Genomic DNA, 15,334 nt, shown 5'->3' on the forward strand with positions numbered 1-15,334 from the left:
CACCTGAACGTGCTGGACCGGGCGGGGCTGGTGCAGGGGCGGCGCAGCGGGCGCGAGGTGCGCTTCACCGTGCGCCCCGAGCGGCTGGAGGTAACGGCGCAGTGGCTGGCCGCCGTGGCGTCGGAGTGGGACGCGCGCCTGGCCGCCATCAAGCGCATCGCCGAGAGCGCGGAGGCCTGGCCGGACGGCGCGCCCTGAGAGGGTGTTGCCAAGCATCGCGCCGCGAGCGTGTCATCTTGGAGGGTGTTGCCAAACCCGCGCTGCGAAGAGCGTCATCCTGAGGAGCCGCCGCGTAAACTCGATCCGCGCGGGTCCCCTGACGGCGACGAAGGATCTTGCCCGCAAAGCGACAAGTCGGCTCCGCGCACCAGGGCCGGGTTGTCGCTTTGCACACAAGCTCCTTCGGTCGCGCCAATGTCCTGCGCGTATTCGTCTTTTGCGGATCCGGAAAAGCAGTTGTCTTCCTGAGGGGCCTTCGCGAACTCGACGGTACACGGATGCATGCGGCCCCGAAGGATCTTCTCGCCCTGGCAAGAACCCGGTCCAGTGGCGAAGTCCCTGCCCCGCGAAGGAGATCCTTCAGGCGCCCGCAGCCCTGTGAGCGGGCGAGTCCCGCGCGGGCGCTCCCTCAGGAAATCAACGCCCGTGCGCAGCGTCTATGCGGATTCGTTATTACGCGCGACGCTACCGGGATGACACTCCTTGGGCTCCGCTGAACGGCAGGTTTGGCACACCCTCTGACGAACGGAAGAGGCGCTACAGGTCGAATGGCTCCGCGAGCAGCGCGTCGATGGCCGCCACGGCGGTGGCCATCCGCGCGTCGGGCGAACCGCGGAGCCGCACGACGGGGGTGGGCAGCGCGGCGAGCTGCGCCTGGAAGCGGGCGTGCATCCCGTCGCGGACGTGCTCGCCGTCACGCCATCCATCCTGCACAAAGGGAAAGTCCGGCTCGGTCAGCAGGTACAGGTGCACCCGGTCGCGCGCGCCGATGGCGTCCACGGCGGCGTCGCGGTGGCCCCGGTAGCGCTCGTGCCAGGTGCCCGTGACGAACGCGTTGGTGTCGCAGATCAGCACGCGGTTAGCCACGCGGGCGGCGGCATCCTCGCGGCGCTGCTGCTCGGCGGCGATGACGCGGAACTCATCGCTGGCCAGCTCGGCCGTCGGGGCACCGGTGGACGCCTCGACGGCCCGCGTCTCCACGTCCTCGACCGACGGCGCTTCGGTGGATTCTGCGGACGGCGCCGCGGCGGATTCCACCCCGTCACCGGCGGGCCAGGTGGGCGGCTGGCCGGCCGGCAGCCCCTGTGTGACCTTTCCCTCCCAGTACTCGCGGCCAAACTCCGGCACCCACACCGTCTCGTAGTGCCGGGCGAGGGCCCGGGCCAGCGTGGTCTTGCCCGTGGACTCCGCGCCGATGAGCACCACGCGCCGCACGAAGTACGCGCGCACGCAGGGCTCCAGCCACCGCAGGTGCTCCAGCGGGGACGACCGCACGGCCGTTCCGGAGACGGGGAACGCCACGCGGTCGCGGTCCACCATCACGTGCCGGCATCCCAGCGCCGCCGCGAACGGAGGGCCGTAGTCCTCGCTGCTGAACACCACGTCCGGCGCCCGCCCCAGGTGCTGGATGGTGAACTGCGCCCACAGCTCCGGCCCGTCCTCCACTTCGTCGGGAACGAGGTGGATCTCGCAGTCGGGGTGAATCTCGCGCAGCCACGCCTGCCGCAACTCACCCGGGATCCTTTGCGAGTCGTGGTGCGGAAGCAGCACCACCAGCCGGTCGCAGCCGCGGCGCGCCGTCTCGATAAGGTGGCGATGCCCGCGGTGCGGCGGATAGAACTTGCCCAGGACGAACCCCAGAGTCATGCGGCAGCCCCCACGGGTCCGGGCGCGGGGTGCGCCGTCCCGCCGTCCTGCGCCCGCCACGTGGCGCGCCACTGCATCAGCCCCATGGCGGCCATCACCAGGAACACGGCGTAGAGGCCGGCCGTGAGGTACAGCTCCTTGTACGCGTACAGCGGCACGTAGACCAGGTCGGCGGCGATCCAGGCGTACCAGCTTTCCACGTGCTTGCGGTTGAGCATCCACTGCGCGCACAGGGACAGACTGGTGGTGAGCGCGTCGAAGAACGATGCGCTGCCGCCCGCGTATCGCAGCGTCATCCACAGCACAAGCGTGAGGACGATGCCGCACGCCACCATCACCCCGGCGTGCCGCGGGCGGATGCGCGAGATGCGCAGCGCCGTCCCCCGCTCGCCGCCGTGCAGCCACAGCCGCCAGCCGATGAGGCTGAGGACGAAGTAGACCGCCTGCAGCCCCGCGTCCGCGAACAGCCGCGACTGGAAGAACAGGACGCAGAACAGCGAGACGTTCGCCAGGCTGATGGGGAAGTTCCAGACGCTCTCGCGCACCGTGAGCCACACGCACACGGCCCCCGTGACCACGCTGGCGGCCTCCAGCCAGGTGGAAAGCCCCAGCCGCACGCCGGCGACCGCCAGCACGGCGACGGCCGTGGTCAGCGTGGCCAGCAGCGCCGTCTGGCGGGAAATCGGTCGTGGCATGGGGCGGGTGGAGGGAGGAGAAACGGCTGGATTGCCGCTGATGCTGCCGCGTCCGCCGTGCCCTGTCAAGCGCCGGACGCGCGCCGTCGCCGCCGCCGATGCGCTTCGCCGGGCGGGACGGATGCCGAGCGCGTCCGCGGGCGTTATGTTGTGCGCCGCACGCGCGCGAGGGGGCCGACGGGGCAGGGGCCCACTTCCGCACTCACGCACTTCCGCACTCACGCACTTGTCTGTCATGAGCGATACGCAGGCGGCCACCAACCTGGGCGAAGACTCCGGCAGCACCGGGCCGGCGAACGAGGGCAAGCGGTCGTGGACGGAGCGGCTGGTGACGCCCGCCCTGGGCAAGCACCCCGAGCGGCGCGAGCACTTCGAATCCACCAGCGGCGTGAAGATCGACCGCCTGTACACGCCCGGCGACGCGGCGGCGCTGGACTACGACCGCGACCTGGGCTATCCGGGCGAGTTCCCCTTCACGCGCGGCATCCAGCCGACCATGTACCGCGGCCGCTTCTGGACCATGCGCCAGTACGCGGGCTTCGGCACGGCGGAGGAGACCAACACGCGCTTCAAGCTGCTGCTGCAGGCGGGGCAGACGGGGCTTTCGACGGCGTTCGACCTGCCCACGCAGATGGGCTACGACAGCGACCACGGCATGGCCCTGGGCGAGGTGGGCCGTGTGGGCGTGGCCATCGACTCGCTGGACGACATGCGCACGCTGCTGGATGGCATTCCGCTGGACCAGGTCAGCACGTCCATGACCATCAACGCCACGGCCAGCATCCTCCTGGCGTTCTACATCGCCGTGGCCGACGAGCGGGGTATCGACCGCAAGAAGCTCTCGGGGACCATCCAGAACGACATCCTCAAGGAGTACATCGCCCGCGGCACGTACGTGTTCCCCGTGGAGCCGTCGCTGCGGCTCATCACCGACATCTTCGCGTTCTGCAACGCGGAGGTGCCCAAGTGGAACACGATTTCGATCAGCGGCTACCACATCCGCGAGGCGGGGGCCACGGCGGCGCAGGAGGTGGCGTTCACCTTCGCCAACGCCATGGAGTACGTGCGGCGCGCCATCCAGGCGGGGCTGCCCATCGACCGGTTCGCCACGCGCCTGAGCTTCTTTTTCGCCAGCCACAACGACCTGTTCGAGGAGGCGGCCAAGTTCCGCGCGGCGCGCCGGCTGTACGCGCGGCTCATGCGCGAGCGCTTTGACGCGGGCGACGACGGCGCCAAGCTGCGCTTTCACACCCAGACGGGCGGCGTGACGCTGCAGGCGCAGCAGCCGCTGAACAACGTGGTCCGCGTGACGGTGCAGGCGCTGGCGGCGGCGCTGGGCGGCACGCAGTCGCTGCACACCAACGGCTACGACGAGGCGCTGTCGCTGCCCACGGCGCAGGCGGCCACGCTGGCGCTGCGCACGCAGCAGATCCTGGCGTACGAGAGCGGCGTAGGCGACACGGTGGACCCGCTGGCGGGCTCGTACTACGTGGAGTCGCTGACGACGGCCATCGAGGAAAAGGCGCGCGCGTACCTGGACCGCATCGAGGAGATGGGCGGCGCGTCGGAGGCCATCGCGTTCATGCAGGAGGAGATTCACCGCGCGGCGTACGAGCACCAGATCGCGGTGGAGCGGGGCGACAAGACCATCGTGGGCGTGAACAAGTTCCAGAGCGCGCAGGAGGAGCCGTTCGACCTGGGCCAGCCGGACTTCAGCGCCCTGGAGCAGACGCAGCGCGCGCAGCTGGCCCGCATCAAGGCCGAGCGGGACGATTCCGAGGTCCGCGCGCGGCTGGAGGCCATCCGCGAGGCGGCGCGCGGCACGGAGAACCTCATGCCGCGCATCATTGACGCCGTGAAGGCGATGGTGACGCTGGGCGAGATCAGCGACGCCCTGCGCGCCGAGTGGGGCGTGTACCGGCCGGCGTGACGAGCATGAACCAGGGCGAGCTTCCGCTGCGCGACCTCACGGTCGAAGGCTACAGGGGCATCCGGCACCTCCGGCTTCCGGAGCTGGGCCGGGTGAACCTGTTCGTGGGCAAGAACAACGCGGGAAAGAGCTCGCTCCTGGAGGCGATCCGGCTGGGGCTGGAGGAGAATCCCTCAGCCATCGCCGCGTTGATCTACGATGGGTTGCGCGCACACACCGATTACCATCCGCGTTTTCAACCCTCGTCTGGTGAGGGAGCGCTGGATGCGGAGGAGATCGAGGCTGTCGTGGCTGCCGTCGAATCGATGTTCTTTGGCGGGTTCGAAGAATCCCCACGGAGCGCCATTCGAATCATCGGCGAGAGGGACAAGCGGGTGGTCGCGATCCATGGTCCTCGCTCACGCGACGCGATCGTGATGGATGACTTCGCGGGTGACGGCATGTTCTTCGGACCGGAATCGCGCCTGCTGACCATCCTCGCGCAGCCTGATGCCAAGCGATCCGAAACCATCGGGATTCCAGTTGGACTCTTCATCAACCGCGTTCCGATTCGTTTTCGCGCGCGGGGAGACACACTCCACGTTCCCGCGCAGGGACTGGATGCGCGGGAGGCGCGCGAACTGTGGGACCGGCTTGCCGTCACGGGAGACGTCTCGCTTGTGGAAGACGCAATGCGCTCCATCTGGCCTACGTTCGAACGGGCGGTTTCCGCGGGCGACAACGGCCGGCGCTCGGTCTTCATCAAGCTGCGGGACGTCGCGCGTGCAGTTCCTTTGCAAAGCCTGGGGGATGGTGTACAGCGCGTCTTTGCACTCGCTGTTGCGCTTGCCTTGTCCTCGGGCGGGGCGCTTACCGTGGACGAGGTGGAGAATGGGCTTCACCACACGGCGCAGCTGGAGGTGTGGGACTCGATGTTCTTGCTGGCGGAGAAGTTGAACGTGCAGGTCTTTGCCACGACCCACAGCTGGGAGGCGGTCGTCGCGTTCCAGGAGGCGGCGAATCGAAGCCCTTCCAAGGGCATGCTCTACCGGCTCGAGCGGGAAGATGATGGCTCGATCTACGCCGAGCGGTACACGGAGAGGGACGTTGCCGTCGCGACGGAGCACCAGGTGGAGGTGCGCTGATGGCGGCGCGGGCGGACAAAGACCGGTCGAGGCGGCTGATCTGGGTGGAAGGTAAGGACGACAGCGCCGTTGTCCAGAGCCTGTGCGAGTTCCACGCGCTGCCCGAGGTCTTCGGCGTCAGAGGAAGGGCCGGTGTCGACGACGTGCTCGACAACTTCTACACGGAACTGCGCGCGTCGGGGGCCGAGCGGTTTGGCGTGATCGTCGATGCGGATGGAAACGCCCAGGCACGGTGGGATTCCATCCGCAACACGTTGCGGGAAGAAGGTTACGCAGATCTTCCGGAGCGGCTCGCGCCCGGCGGGATGATCATCTCCGCGCAGCCGCACCGCCCGACCTTCGGCGCGTGGATCATGCCGGACAACGGGTCGCCGGGCGCGCTGGAGGACTTCGCCGCCGCGCTCGTGCCCGACGGAGACGCGCTGTGGCGCCGCGCGGGCCAGGCGGTGGACGGCATCCCCGACCAAGAGCGCCGGTTTCCGGACGTGCGGCGGTCCAAGGCGCGCATCCACACCTGGCTCGCGTGGCAGGAAGAGCCCGGCTCTCCGATGGGGCAGGCAATCGGCAAGCACGACCTGGACGGAAACGCGCCCGCCGCCCATCGGTTCGTCGAGTGGCTGCGGCGGCTGATGGTCGATGAGCCGGCGCCTGCTGATCCGCCGGCGTGACGGCGCGGATGGACGAAACGCGAGGACCCCGCCGGCGGCCGGCGGGGTCCTCGCGTTTTGTTCTCGCCCGCTCGCCCAACGGTGCGGAGCCGCGTACCTCGTCCGCTTCGGATGAGCTCTCCGCGCCACCCACCCGTCATGCCATCCGCGGAGACCGTGACCATCCCCTCGCGCGCGGGTTCAATCCGGCGGTAAGTTCTCCCGCTCGGCCACTCGGATCCTGCCACAATCCTGCATCGCCAAACGCCTCCATGAAGCCGCGCACCCTGACCCGTCGCTTGTCCGCCGTCCTCGCGCTTGGAGCCCTCGCCGCGTGCGGGACACGCGCGGACGTGGAGATCGCGGGATTGCAGGCCGGCGTCACGCGGGCGCAGTATGAGGCGCTGCCGGACAGCCAGCGCTTTGCCAAGGAGAGCGACGACTCGCGCGGCGAGACGCAGGGCGTGGCCGTGGACGTGGTCCTGAAGGTGAACGGCTACAAGGGCGCGTCCATCCCGCTGGACTACACCCTGCACGACGCGCGCAACCAGCTGCCGTTCGTCAGCCGCCGCGTGCCCGTCACGCCCACGGACGAGAGCTGGACGCGCACGGGGCGGCTGTGGCTCCCCGTGCCGTCCGCGGGGACGTACTACGTGCAGGTGGTGCTCGGCGACTCCACGGGACGCGAGGCAAAGGGGCCGCGCACGGAGGACTTCACCATCCGGTGAATCCCATCCGCCGTCCCTCCGGTGACGTTCCTCCCCGGCATGGCGGAGACGGATTGGGGGGAGTGACGCGAAAAGGGGCCGCCCCGGCGGGGCGGCCCCTGGCGTTCCGGCGTCCACTGGACCGCCGTCGCGGGCGAGCGCCTTAGATGGGCGGCTGTCCGCACAGGTAGAAGATCTTGCTGCTGCTCCAGTTGCGCAGCCCGCTGACCGTGTTCACGGCCTCAATGTGGTACTGGACGTAATGGCCCGTGTTGGTGCTCGTGACGCACACGTCCGTGTCGGTGAACGACGTGGAGGTGGTCGTGAGCGGCACGTCCCAGCTGCCTCCCCAGTCCGAGATGTAGCGCCACACCTCGTACTGCGTGGCCCCGTCGGAGCTGGTCCAGCTCAGGTTGGGCTTGAACGACGAGATGGAGCCCGACAGCGTGGGCTTGGTGGGGCTCACGCCGAACGTGCCGCTGGCGCTCCACGGCGCCACCTGCACCACGGTGTACCCGTCCGTGGCGACCTGGTGGGTGCGCACCCGCCAGTTGTAGTACTTGCCGCGCGGCACGCCGGACCCGCCCAGGGTGAGGTACCGGTACTCGAAGTTGTTGTTGTACCCGGTGCCCATCTGGTACGTCTCGAACTCCGGCGTGTAGTCCGAGAACACCAGTGTTCCCGACGCCGCGTCGTACACCTCGATGGCGTTGACGCGCCGGCAGAGCGCATCCATCTGGAAGGTGAGCGCCGTGCTGGTGCCCGTCAGGACGGTGCTCCCGGTGGGCGACACGACCGTGGGCCCGGAGCAGGTGGACGAAAGGTTGAACTCCGGCGTCGGCGCGCCCGCGGCCGGGCTGGCCACGGGCTGGTTTGCACCGTCGCACGCGGCGGCCGCCGCCAGGCCGAGGACGGTGAGATACTTCCGTACGCGCATGGGTCTCCTGCTTTCGTAGAGGGAGGGGTCCGGGAGAGAGAGGAGAGTGAGAGGACTCCCGGGTTGGTGTGATAACAATAAACCCGTTTCCTGGGAAAGTAAATGGGGACTTTCTAAGGAGTAGATGTTTCCCACTACGGCGTAATGGGATCGCTAGTGGCGCCGGAGATCGCGGTGACCCGGTGCGGGCTCCCCGTGCGTCCGCCCGTCGGGGCGCGATCCGCCGATCCGCCGTGATGGCGCCGCGCTTGCTCTAGCGCCGCGCCAGTACCAGCTTGCACGGACATCCGAGCCTCTTCTCCCGTTCCTCGTCCCCTACGTGCCTGACGATCGCATCCACACCGCGGAGGGGCACGCGTACCGCCGGCGCTCGCCGCTGGAGGCGCTGGGCGCAGCCGTGGCGCGACTGCTGCCAGAGGGCGAAGCACGCCGCCGGCTGCGGACGCTGTACCACGCCGCGCTGGGCGGCCAACGCGGCATCACGGCCACCCTGCCGGGGGGTGAAATCGTGCGCGTGCTGCCGGAGTACCGCTTCATCGGGTGGAACGCGGTGGAGTACGCGGCGTTCCGCGCGGCGGCGCGGTCGGGCGGGGTGGCGCTGGACGTGGGATCGAACGTGGGTGCCTACGCGCTGGCCCTGGGAAACTGGGTGCGGCCCGGCGGGCGGGTGTACGCGTTCGAGCCGTCGCGGCAGGCGTTTGACGGGCTGGCCGCGCACGTGCGGCTGAACGGGCTGGGCGACGTGGTTCGGCCCGTGCGGGCGGCGGTGTCGGACCGGGAGGGGACGGCGGCGCTGGCGGCCGAGGGGCACCACGGCACCAGCCACTTGGCGGATGACACGGGGGAGGGGACGGAGACGGTGGAGACGGTGACGATCGACCAATTTTGCGCCCGGGAGCAAATCGTGCCCACGCTCATCAAGATCGACGTGGAAGGCTGGGAGCTGGAGGCGCTGCGGGGCGCCCGCGACACCATCGCCCGCGGCGGCGACGGGCTGGCGCTGTTCGTGGAGATGCACCCCACGGCCTGGCGCGCCCGCGGCCTGTCCGCGGCGGACGTGCGGGCGGAGCTGGACGCGCAGGGGCTGCGCGCCGTGCCCCTGCGCCCCGTGGCGGACGCGTGGGCGCTGGAGGGCGAGTGCCTTCGCCTGGAGCGTGCCCCATGAGCCGCCGCGGAACGGCGCAGGCCGGGTTCCCGGAGGACCGCGGCGCGTGGTTGGCGGCCGCCGTCGCGCTCACGGTGCTGCTGGCGTGGGTGGTGATCAACCGGGGGCCGTACGGCGGCGCCATCTCGGCCGCGGGGGCCGTGCTGCGGACGTTCGTCCTCGTCCTGCTGGCGCTCATCCCCATCGTGGCGCTCGTGTGGGCGTGGCGCCGGCTGTCGCGCCGCAGCCAGGCCATCGCGCCCATCCCCGTGGGCGTGCTAACGGTGCTGCTGCTGCTGCTGGCCGTGGCGCACTCCGCCATCTACCTGGAGCGCATGCGGATGAGCCAGGACCCCGCGCGGATGGCCGAGGCGGAGTTCGCGCGCGGCGACCGGCGGCTGATGGCCGTGAACGACTCGCTCAACGCGCTGCACGTGCCGCCCGTCCTCAACCGCTGCATCATCAACCGGTACGACACGCGCATCATCCCGGGCACGGACGGGATGACCGTCAACCGGGCCCACGCGCGCTACCGCGAGACGGCGGCCAGGCGCGCGGAGCAGTACAACGCCGTGCTCATCCAGCGCCTGCGGATCCCCGCCGCCGAGGTGCAGCGGTTCTCGGACGGCAGCAACTGCCCGGACTAGCGCCCGGCGTGCGCATCCTCTTCGCCAACGACGGGGTCGGCGACGCGGGCGGGGTGCAGAACTACCTCGCCGCCGTCATGCCGGCCCTCGTCGCGCGCGGACACTCCGTCGCGTTCCTTCACCTGGACCCCGTACGCCCAGACCGGCCGTCGCCGGCCCCGGCGGACGCGCCGCACTTCGGGATGGCGGGGCGGGGGCGCGCGGCGGCCGTGGCGGAGGCCCTCGCGTGGAAGCCGGATGTGGCGTTCGTCCACAACATGCGGCCGCTGGAGGTGGACGGCGACCTGATCGACGCCGGCCTGCCCGTGGTCAAGATGATGCACGGCTACTTCGGCACCTGCGTCAGCGGGCTCAAGTCGCACGCGTGGCCGCGCCCGGTGCTGTGCGGCAAGCCGCTGGGCGCGGGGTGCTTTCCCGTCTACGCGTCCCGCAAGTGCGGGCAGATGCGGCCCGGCGCCGTCTTGGGCGGCTGGCGCTGGGCCAACGACCAGAACGACCTCTTCGACGAGTACGCCGCCATCGTCACGGCCAGCCGCCACATGCGCGACGAGTACGTGCGCAACGGCGCCCCCGCCGACCGCGTGCACGCCATCCCCCTCTTTCCCACGCTCACGGGCGCCCCGGCGGACGCGCCCCGGCGCTTTCGCGTGCTGTTCCTGGGGCGGATGACGGCCATCAAGGGCGGCGACGTGCTCATCCGCGCCGTGGCGGACGCCTCGGACGCCCTCGGCCGGCCCATCCCGCTGACGATGGCGGGCGACGGGCCCCAGCGCGACGCGTGGGAGCGGCTGGCCGGGCGCCTGGGCGTGGACGCCACCTTCACCGGCTGGGTGAACGACGCGGGACGGGCGGAGCTGCTGCGCTGGGCCTCCGTGCTGGCCGTGCCCAGCGTGTGGCCGGAGCCGTTCGGCCTTGTGGGGCTGGAGGCGGGCGTGTTCGGCGTGCCGTCCGTCGCGTTCGACGTGGGCGGCATCGACGACTGGCTTACGGACGGCGTCAACGGCTGGCTCGTCCCCGGCGACCCGCCCAGCGCGGACGAGTTCGCGGCGGCGCTGGCCCGGGCCGCGCGCGCGCCGGACGTGCTGGCGCGGATGCGGACGGGCGCGCGCGAGGTGGCGGAGCGGATGACGCTCGACCGGCACGTGGACGCCGTGGAGCGCGTGCTCCTTTCGGCCGCGGCGTCCGGCGCGCGCGCGGCATGACGGCGCCCGCCTGGCACCTGCTGACGGGCGAGCTTTCGCGCGGCGGCATCGGCGACTACACGCGGCTGCTGGCGGACGCGCTGGCGGATGCCGGCCGCGAGGTGCACGCCTGGTCGCCGGACGCGGCGGGCGTCACCCTCCGCCGCGCGTCCGCCCATCCCATGCGCGGCTTCGGGCGGGACGCGTTCGCGGAGCTGGGCCGCGCGCTGGACGGGTTCTCGGCGCCGCGCCGTCTGCTCGTCCAGTACGCGCCGCAGGCGTGGGGGATGCGCGGGATGAACGTCGCGCTCGGCCGCTGGCTTGTTGCAAGGCGGCGGACGGGCGACGACGTGCGGGTGATGTTCCACGAGCCGTTCTTTCCCTTCGGATGGCAGCGCCCGCAGCGCAACCTGCTCGCGGCCGTCAATCGATGGATGGCGCGCGACCTTCTCCGCGCATCCACGCAGGCGTACGTCTCCACCTTCGCGTGGGAAAGGCTGCTGCGCCCACTCGCGCCTTCCAATCTGCCGATCACCACCCTGCCGATCCCGTCCACCATCCCGTTCGTGGACGATCCCGCTCGCGTGGCCTCCATCCGCAAGCAGATCTCGGAGGACGGGTGTCGGCCGGTCTTCGTCCACTTCGGCACGTATGGCGGGATGATCGCGCCGATGCTGATCGAGGCTCTTGGAAGGCTGATCGAACGGCGCCCGGACGCGCGCATCCTGCTGCTGGGCGGCGGCGGAGCGGAATTCGCCGCGCGGCTGCGGGCGGATGAGGCGCGTTTCGCGGACGCGCTGGTCGCCCCCGGCTTCCAATCCGCCGAAGACGTGTCCCTCCACCTGCAGGCCGCGGACGTGGCCCTCCAGCCCTATCCAGATGGCGCCGACACCCGCCGCACGAGCCTGATGGCCTGCTTGGCGAACGGCGTCCCCACAGTTACGACGCGTGGTCGCTTCACGCGGATGGACATGATCGTGGCGGCCGCGGGCTATCCGTCTGTGTACGAGCCCCATCGCGTCGGAGAAATCGCGGCGCAGGTCTACGAGGATCCTTCGACTACGTTCGTCGGAACGGATCCGAACGTGCCGCTGCGGGAGGCGACGCGTGCGTTCTACCTCGAGCACTTTGCCATGGAGCGCACGGTGGAGCGGCTGCTGGCGGAGGAGGGCGGGGGATGAGGATCCTGCTCGTGGGCGACTACCCGGCGGACCCGCGGCTGGGCTCGGCCAAGGTGTACTACAAGCTGCGGGAGGAATTCTCCGCGCTGGGCCACGACTGCGACGTGCTGCTGGAGCCGGACATCGCCGCGCGGCCGCGCAACTGGCGCGTGCGGCAGACGGTGTCGCCGTGGCTGGCGGAACGCGCCATTCGCCGCGCCTTTCGCGAGGGCGGCCCGTACGACGTGGTGGACGTGGCCAGCGCGGAGGGGATGGTGCTGGCGGCGCGGCGGCGGATGGGCTTCGCGCGCGAGCCGGTCATCGTCAGCCGGTCGCACGGGCTGGAGCACCTGAACTACGCGCGCACCTTGGGCGACGCCGCGGACGGCCTCCTCCACAAGCCGTGGACGCGGCGGCTGTGGTACCCCGGGGTGCGTCTTCCGCAGGTGGCCGCCGCCGCGCGCCTCTCCGACGCGCTGATCGTGCTGAATCCGGGGGATGCGGACTTTGCCGTGCACGCGGGCTGGCTGTCGGCGGAGCGGGTGCACGTGGTGCCGCACGGCGTGTCCGCGCGGTTCCTGGCCGACGCGCCGGCGCCCGACGCGCCGCGGGGCGGGGGCGTGCTGTTCTGCGGATCGTGGGACAACGTGAAGGGCACGCCGTACCTGGCCCGCGCCATGGGCCTGCTGGCCGCGGACGGCGCCGCGCCGCGCCTGACGGTGCTGGGTCCCGGCGTGCCGGAGGACGTCGTCCTGGCGTCGTTCCCCGCGGAGGCGCGGCCGTACGTGCGCGTGGTCCCTCGCGCGCCGGAGGACGCGGTGATGCGCGAGTACCGCGCGCACGACATGCTGGTGGCGTGCAGCACGTACGAGGGGTTCGGGATGGTGATCGTGGAAGCCATGAGCCAGCGCCTGCCCGTCGTGGCGACGCCCGTGGGCTGCGCGTCGATGCTCATCCGCGACGGTGACAACGGCGTGCTGGTGCCGCCGCGCGATCCCGCCGCGCTCGCCGCCGCCCTCCGCCGCGTGATGCGCGATACCGATGTGCGCCGCGAAATGGGCGACCGCGCCGCCGCCTCCGTCGCGCATCTCACCTGGCGCGCCACGGCCGAACGGACGCTGGAGGTGTACGGGCGAGCGTCGCGCGGGTAGGTCAGCCCTCAGCCGGAGCGAGTTGAGCCAGTTTCGGATCTGATCTGGCAAGGGCCGCCCCCCAGCCGGAGCGAATGAATTCGCCGCTGGAAAGGCACGAAGTCCGCCTTCGCGGACTGCCCCAGAGAGGCCGGCGCCATGTGCACCGGAGCGAGGTTCGCGGAGTTGAAGCCTCGCGCAGTTTGCGAGGCTTTCCGCTGTCGTTGCGGCGACTTCAGTCGCTCAGGCTGGGAGCTTGTCCTAACGAGAAGGGGCCCGGCATCCGCGCCGGGCCTCTTCCGCACTCCCGTACTCACGCACTTCCGTTTACACTACCGACACCGCCACCTCGCCCACCGGCAGGCGCACGGCGTCGCGCTGGAAGACGTCCCATTCCTTGCGCAGGCGCGTGAACAGGTCGTACAGGGGCAGGCCCTCCGTCTCGTACTGGCCGGCGCGGTGCTTGACGATGTGGCGAAGGAGCACGTAGCAGGTGGTGGCCTCGCCGGCGCCCTCCAGCGTGTAGAACTGCTTGTCGTCGGTGAACCACAGGGTGGTGGGCATCTGCTCCGCCTCCTGCGCCAGCGAGACGAGGTGCGGCTTGGGCTTGAGCCACGGGTGCTGCGTCCACAGTCCCGGCTCGTTCTGCGTGAGCGAGTAGATGAGGTTGCTCACGCGGCGGTCCTTGAACGCCGGGTCCGCGTACGCCCGGCCGTACACCAGTCCGCGCACGCGCGACATGAAGATGCTCGACGTGAGCGCCATCAACGACGTGAGCCGCAGCGTCACCATCTGCACGAACTCGGGGACGGTGAGCTTGCGGAACGACGGCCACGCGCGCGTGTCGGCCATCTTTTCCAGCATGCGGTTGGCATCGGCCAGGCGGCGGCGCACCCACACGAGCGCGCTCGCCACGGCCGCGGTGAGCGCTCCGGGCACCAGGTACAGGAAGTAGTCCTCCCACGTCCAGTCGCCCACGCGCGCGGCCTCGAAGCCGTGCCACGCCAGCACGAACGCCGCCACCACGGCCAGGGCCAGGAGCCCCCACCCCATCCAGCTCACGCCGTTCAGGGTGATCCACCCGCGGCTGGTGGGGTTGGCGGGAACGTCGTACATCCGCGAATTTTGCGCGCTCACGTCGCTGATGAGCAGCGTGCACGCCGACGAGTCCTTGAACGCCAGCAGCAGGCTGTCGATCCCCTGGTTGTCGTAGATGCCGCCGTCCATGAGCGGCAGCCCGCCCTGGAGGTCGGCGCCCAGGTCGTTGAGGGCGGCGTCCAGCGGGTACTGCTGCGTCCAGTGAAAGTGCTGCGGAAAGACGAACGGCTCGAACCCGCCGGGAAAGCACGAGCTGGCCGCGACGATGTCGGCCAGGCGGATGTGCTGCGCCACCTCCCGGGGCAGGCGGTAGTTCACGTTGCCCAGCAGCGCCCGCTCGTTCTTGCTGCGGCGAAAGCGAAAGTCCAGCGCCGTGTGGAACTCGGTGCTGTTGAAGATGGCTTCTTCCAGCTGCAGCGTGTCGCTCCCCAGCACCTCGGCAAAGCGCCGGTCGCCGAACAGGTCGGGGCGGGAGTACACGTCGGCGGCGCTGCGGATGAGGCTGGCCCAGGCGTGGCTGCCGTGGTCGCGGTGGCCCGTAAGCCCGTCCAGGGCCTGCTGGATGACGTTGGTCTGCCGCAGGTAGCTGCTGAACTCCGTGTGGAACTGGCTGAACGGCTTGCCGTCCAGGGCGCTCACCACCCAGGCCATGCCGCAGATGGTGCCCCCGGACACGGTGCTGAGCCCCACCACGTCCTTGAGCAGGTCCACGTTGTAGAGGAAGCGCATGCTGCCCAGGTGGAACGCCGCCGCGCGGTAGCCGCCGCCGGAGAGCGAGAGGGCGAGTGGGCCCAGCGGCCCCTGCGCGGGCGGAACGGGCTGCGGCACGGGATCGGGAATGACGGCGTCGGACATGATGGCGCTCCTTGGGGATGATCGGTCGGGCGGGGACGGCCGGCGGGGAACAGAAGCATCAATACTCGCGCGAAACGCGTTGCGGGTCAATACGTTTGGCGCATCGGAGACGAAGCATCGAGGAAGGGAGCGGGCCCCCACCCCCCGGCCCCCTGCCCCCGCTCCGCGGGGGAGGGGGAGAACTTCATCTCGCGGGCAGCGCCGTGGAGCGAG

14 protein-coding genes are annotated in these 15,334 nt (G+C 70.6%); 10 read left to right on the forward strand and 4 right to left on the reverse strand.

Going from position 1 to position 15,334, the window contains the following annotated elements; all coding sequences use genetic code 11:
- On the forward strand, positions 1–198 hold a 198-nt coding region (locus VFZ20_RS28950), incomplete at its 5' end, for an ArsR/SmtB family transcription factor (RefSeq protein WP_329687451.1).
- A 558-nt stretch (positions 199–756) separates the two neighbouring features.
- On the opposite strand, the gene VFZ20_RS28955 is transcribed toward VFZ20_RS28950, so the two are convergent.
- Together VFZ20_RS28955 and pnuC are read right to left on the reverse strand one after the other, a co-directional pair.
- Entirely contained in the window at positions 757–1,866 is a 1,110-nt protein-coding gene (locus tag VFZ20_RS28955; RefSeq protein ID WP_329687452.1) for an AAA family ATPase, read from the reverse strand.
- Complete coding sequence (pnuC, locus tag VFZ20_RS28960; RefSeq protein WP_329687453.1) at positions 1,863–2,561, reverse strand: nicotinamide riboside transporter PnuC; 699 nt, start codon at positions 2,559–2,561, stop codon at positions 1,863–1,865. The genes VFZ20_RS28955 and pnuC overlap by 4 nt, the downstream gene beginning before the upstream one ends.
- A 235-nt stretch (positions 2,562–2,796) precedes the next feature.
- Here pnuC and VFZ20_RS28965 point away from each other — a divergent pair, with 235 nt between their 5' ends.
- The 4 genes from VFZ20_RS28965 (at position 2,797) to VFZ20_RS28980 (ending at position 6,990) form a co-directional block, all read left to right on the forward strand.
- Positions 2,797–4,491: an acyl-CoA mutase large subunit family protein gene (locus VFZ20_RS28965; protein ID WP_329687454.1), complete on the forward strand. Its 1,695-nt coding sequence runs from the start codon at positions 2,797–2,799 to the stop codon at positions 4,489–4,491.
- A gap of 5 nt (positions 4,492–4,496) precedes the next feature.
- Positions 4,497–5,615 (forward strand): AAA family ATPase, encoded by a 1,119-nt coding sequence (locus VFZ20_RS28970; protein WP_329687455.1) that lies wholly within the window; start codon positions 4,497–4,499, stop codon positions 5,613–5,615.
- The gene (locus VFZ20_RS28975) at positions 5,615–6,283 is read left to right on the forward strand and encodes a DUF3226 domain-containing protein (protein ID WP_329687456.1); all 669 of its coding nucleotides are present in this window, start codon (positions 5,615–5,617) and stop codon (positions 6,281–6,283) included. The genes VFZ20_RS28970 and VFZ20_RS28975 overlap by 1 nt, the downstream gene beginning before the upstream one ends.
- Positions 6,284–6,561: 278 nt before the next feature.
- Positions 6,562–6,990, forward strand: coding sequence for a hypothetical protein (locus VFZ20_RS28980; protein WP_329687457.1), 429 nt, complete (start codon positions 6,562–6,564; stop codon positions 6,988–6,990).
- Between the two features lie 142 nt (positions 6,991–7,132).
- Here the strand turns inward: VFZ20_RS28980 and VFZ20_RS28985 are convergent, their stop codons facing one another.
- Positions 7,133–7,906 (reverse strand): hypothetical protein, encoded by a 774-nt coding sequence (locus VFZ20_RS28985; protein WP_329687458.1) that lies wholly within the window; start codon positions 7,904–7,906, stop codon positions 7,133–7,135.
- Positions 7,907–8,225: 319 nt separating this feature from the next.
- Between VFZ20_RS28985 and VFZ20_RS28990 the strand changes: the two genes are divergently transcribed.
- The 5 genes from VFZ20_RS28990 to VFZ20_RS29010 are packed head-to-tail and all read left to right on the forward strand — an operon-like array spanning position 8,226 to position 13,189.
- Positions 8,226–9,071, forward strand: a complete 846-nt coding sequence (locus VFZ20_RS28990; protein ID WP_329687459.1) for an FkbM family methyltransferase — start codon at positions 8,226–8,228, stop codon at positions 9,069–9,071.
- The gene (locus VFZ20_RS28995; protein WP_329687460.1) at positions 9,068–9,697 is read left to right on the forward strand and encodes a hypothetical protein; all 630 of its coding nucleotides are present in this window, start codon (positions 9,068–9,070) and stop codon (positions 9,695–9,697) included. The genes VFZ20_RS28990 and VFZ20_RS28995 overlap by 4 nt, the downstream gene beginning before the upstream one ends.
- An 8-nt stretch (positions 9,698–9,705) precedes the next feature.
- Positions 9,706–10,899, forward strand: coding sequence for a glycosyltransferase family 4 protein (locus VFZ20_RS29000; RefSeq protein WP_329687461.1), 1,194 nt, complete (start codon positions 9,706–9,708; stop codon positions 10,897–10,899).
- On the forward strand, positions 10,896–12,059 hold the full coding sequence (locus VFZ20_RS29005) for a glycosyltransferase (RefSeq protein WP_329687462.1): 1,164 nt from the start codon (positions 10,896–10,898) through the stop codon (positions 12,057–12,059). Before VFZ20_RS29000 ends, VFZ20_RS29005 begins: the two co-directional genes overlap by 4 nt.
- A complete protein-coding gene (locus tag VFZ20_RS29010) occupies positions 12,056–13,189 on the forward strand; it encodes a glycosyltransferase family 4 protein (RefSeq protein ID WP_329687463.1) in 1,134 nt (377 codons plus the stop codon). The genes VFZ20_RS29005 and VFZ20_RS29010 overlap by 4 nt, the downstream gene beginning before the upstream one ends.
- 306 nt (positions 13,190–13,495) lie before the next feature.
- Here VFZ20_RS29010 and VFZ20_RS29015 read toward each other — a convergent pair whose 3' ends face one another.
- The gene (locus VFZ20_RS29015) at positions 13,496–15,121 is read right to left on the reverse strand and encodes a patatin-like phospholipase family protein (RefSeq protein ID WP_329687464.1); all 1,626 of its coding nucleotides are present in this window, start codon (positions 15,119–15,121) and stop codon (positions 13,496–13,498) included.
- Positions 15,122–15,334 lie beyond the last annotated feature (213 nt).

It is taken from the genome of Longimicrobium sp., from assembly GCF_036280135.1.
In the GTDB taxonomy this organism is placed as follows: domain Bacteria; phylum Gemmatimonadota; class Gemmatimonadetes; order Longimicrobiales; family Longimicrobiaceae; genus Longimicrobium.

What these genes read in the sequence shown, in the direction of transcription:
- VFZ20_RS28965 (WP_329687454.1), top strand. Translation starts at nt 2,797, where the DNA reads ATGAGCGATACGCAGGCGGCCACCAACCTGGGCGAAGACTCCGGCAGC.
- VFZ20_RS29005 (WP_329687462.1), top strand. Translation starts at nt 10,896, where the DNA reads ATGACGGCGCCCGCCTGGCACCTGCTGACGGGCGAGCTTTCGCGCGGC.
- VFZ20_RS29010 (WP_329687463.1), top strand. Translation starts at nt 12,056, where the DNA reads ATGAGGATCCTGCTCGTGGGCGACTACCCGGCGGACCCGCGGCTGGGC.
- VFZ20_RS28970 (WP_329687455.1), top strand. Translation starts at nt 4,497, where the DNA reads ATGAACCAGGGCGAGCTTCCGCTGCGCGACCTCACGGTCGAAGGCTAC.
- VFZ20_RS28995 (WP_329687460.1), top strand. Translation starts at nt 9,068, where the DNA reads ATGAGCCGCCGCGGAACGGCGCAGGCCGGGTTCCCGGAGGACCGCGGC.
- pnuC (WP_329687453.1), bottom strand. Translation starts at nt 2,561, where the DNA reads ATGCCACGACCGATTTCCCGCCAGACGGCGCTGCTGGCCACGCTGACC.
- VFZ20_RS28955 (WP_329687452.1), bottom strand. Translation starts at nt 1,866, where the DNA reads ATGACTCTGGGGTTCGTCCTGGGCAAGTTCTATCCGCCGCACCGCGGG.
- VFZ20_RS28985 (WP_329687458.1), bottom strand. Translation starts at nt 7,906, where the DNA reads ATGCGCGTACGGAAGTATCTCACCGTCCTCGGCCTGGCGGCGGCCGCC.
- VFZ20_RS28975 (WP_329687456.1), top strand. Translation starts at nt 5,615, where the DNA reads ATGGCGGCGCGGGCGGACAAAGACCGGTCGAGGCGGCTGATCTGGGTG.
- VFZ20_RS29015 (WP_329687464.1), bottom strand. Translation starts at nt 15,121, where the DNA reads ATGTCCGACGCCGTCATTCCCGATCCCGTGCCGCAGCCCGTTCCGCCC.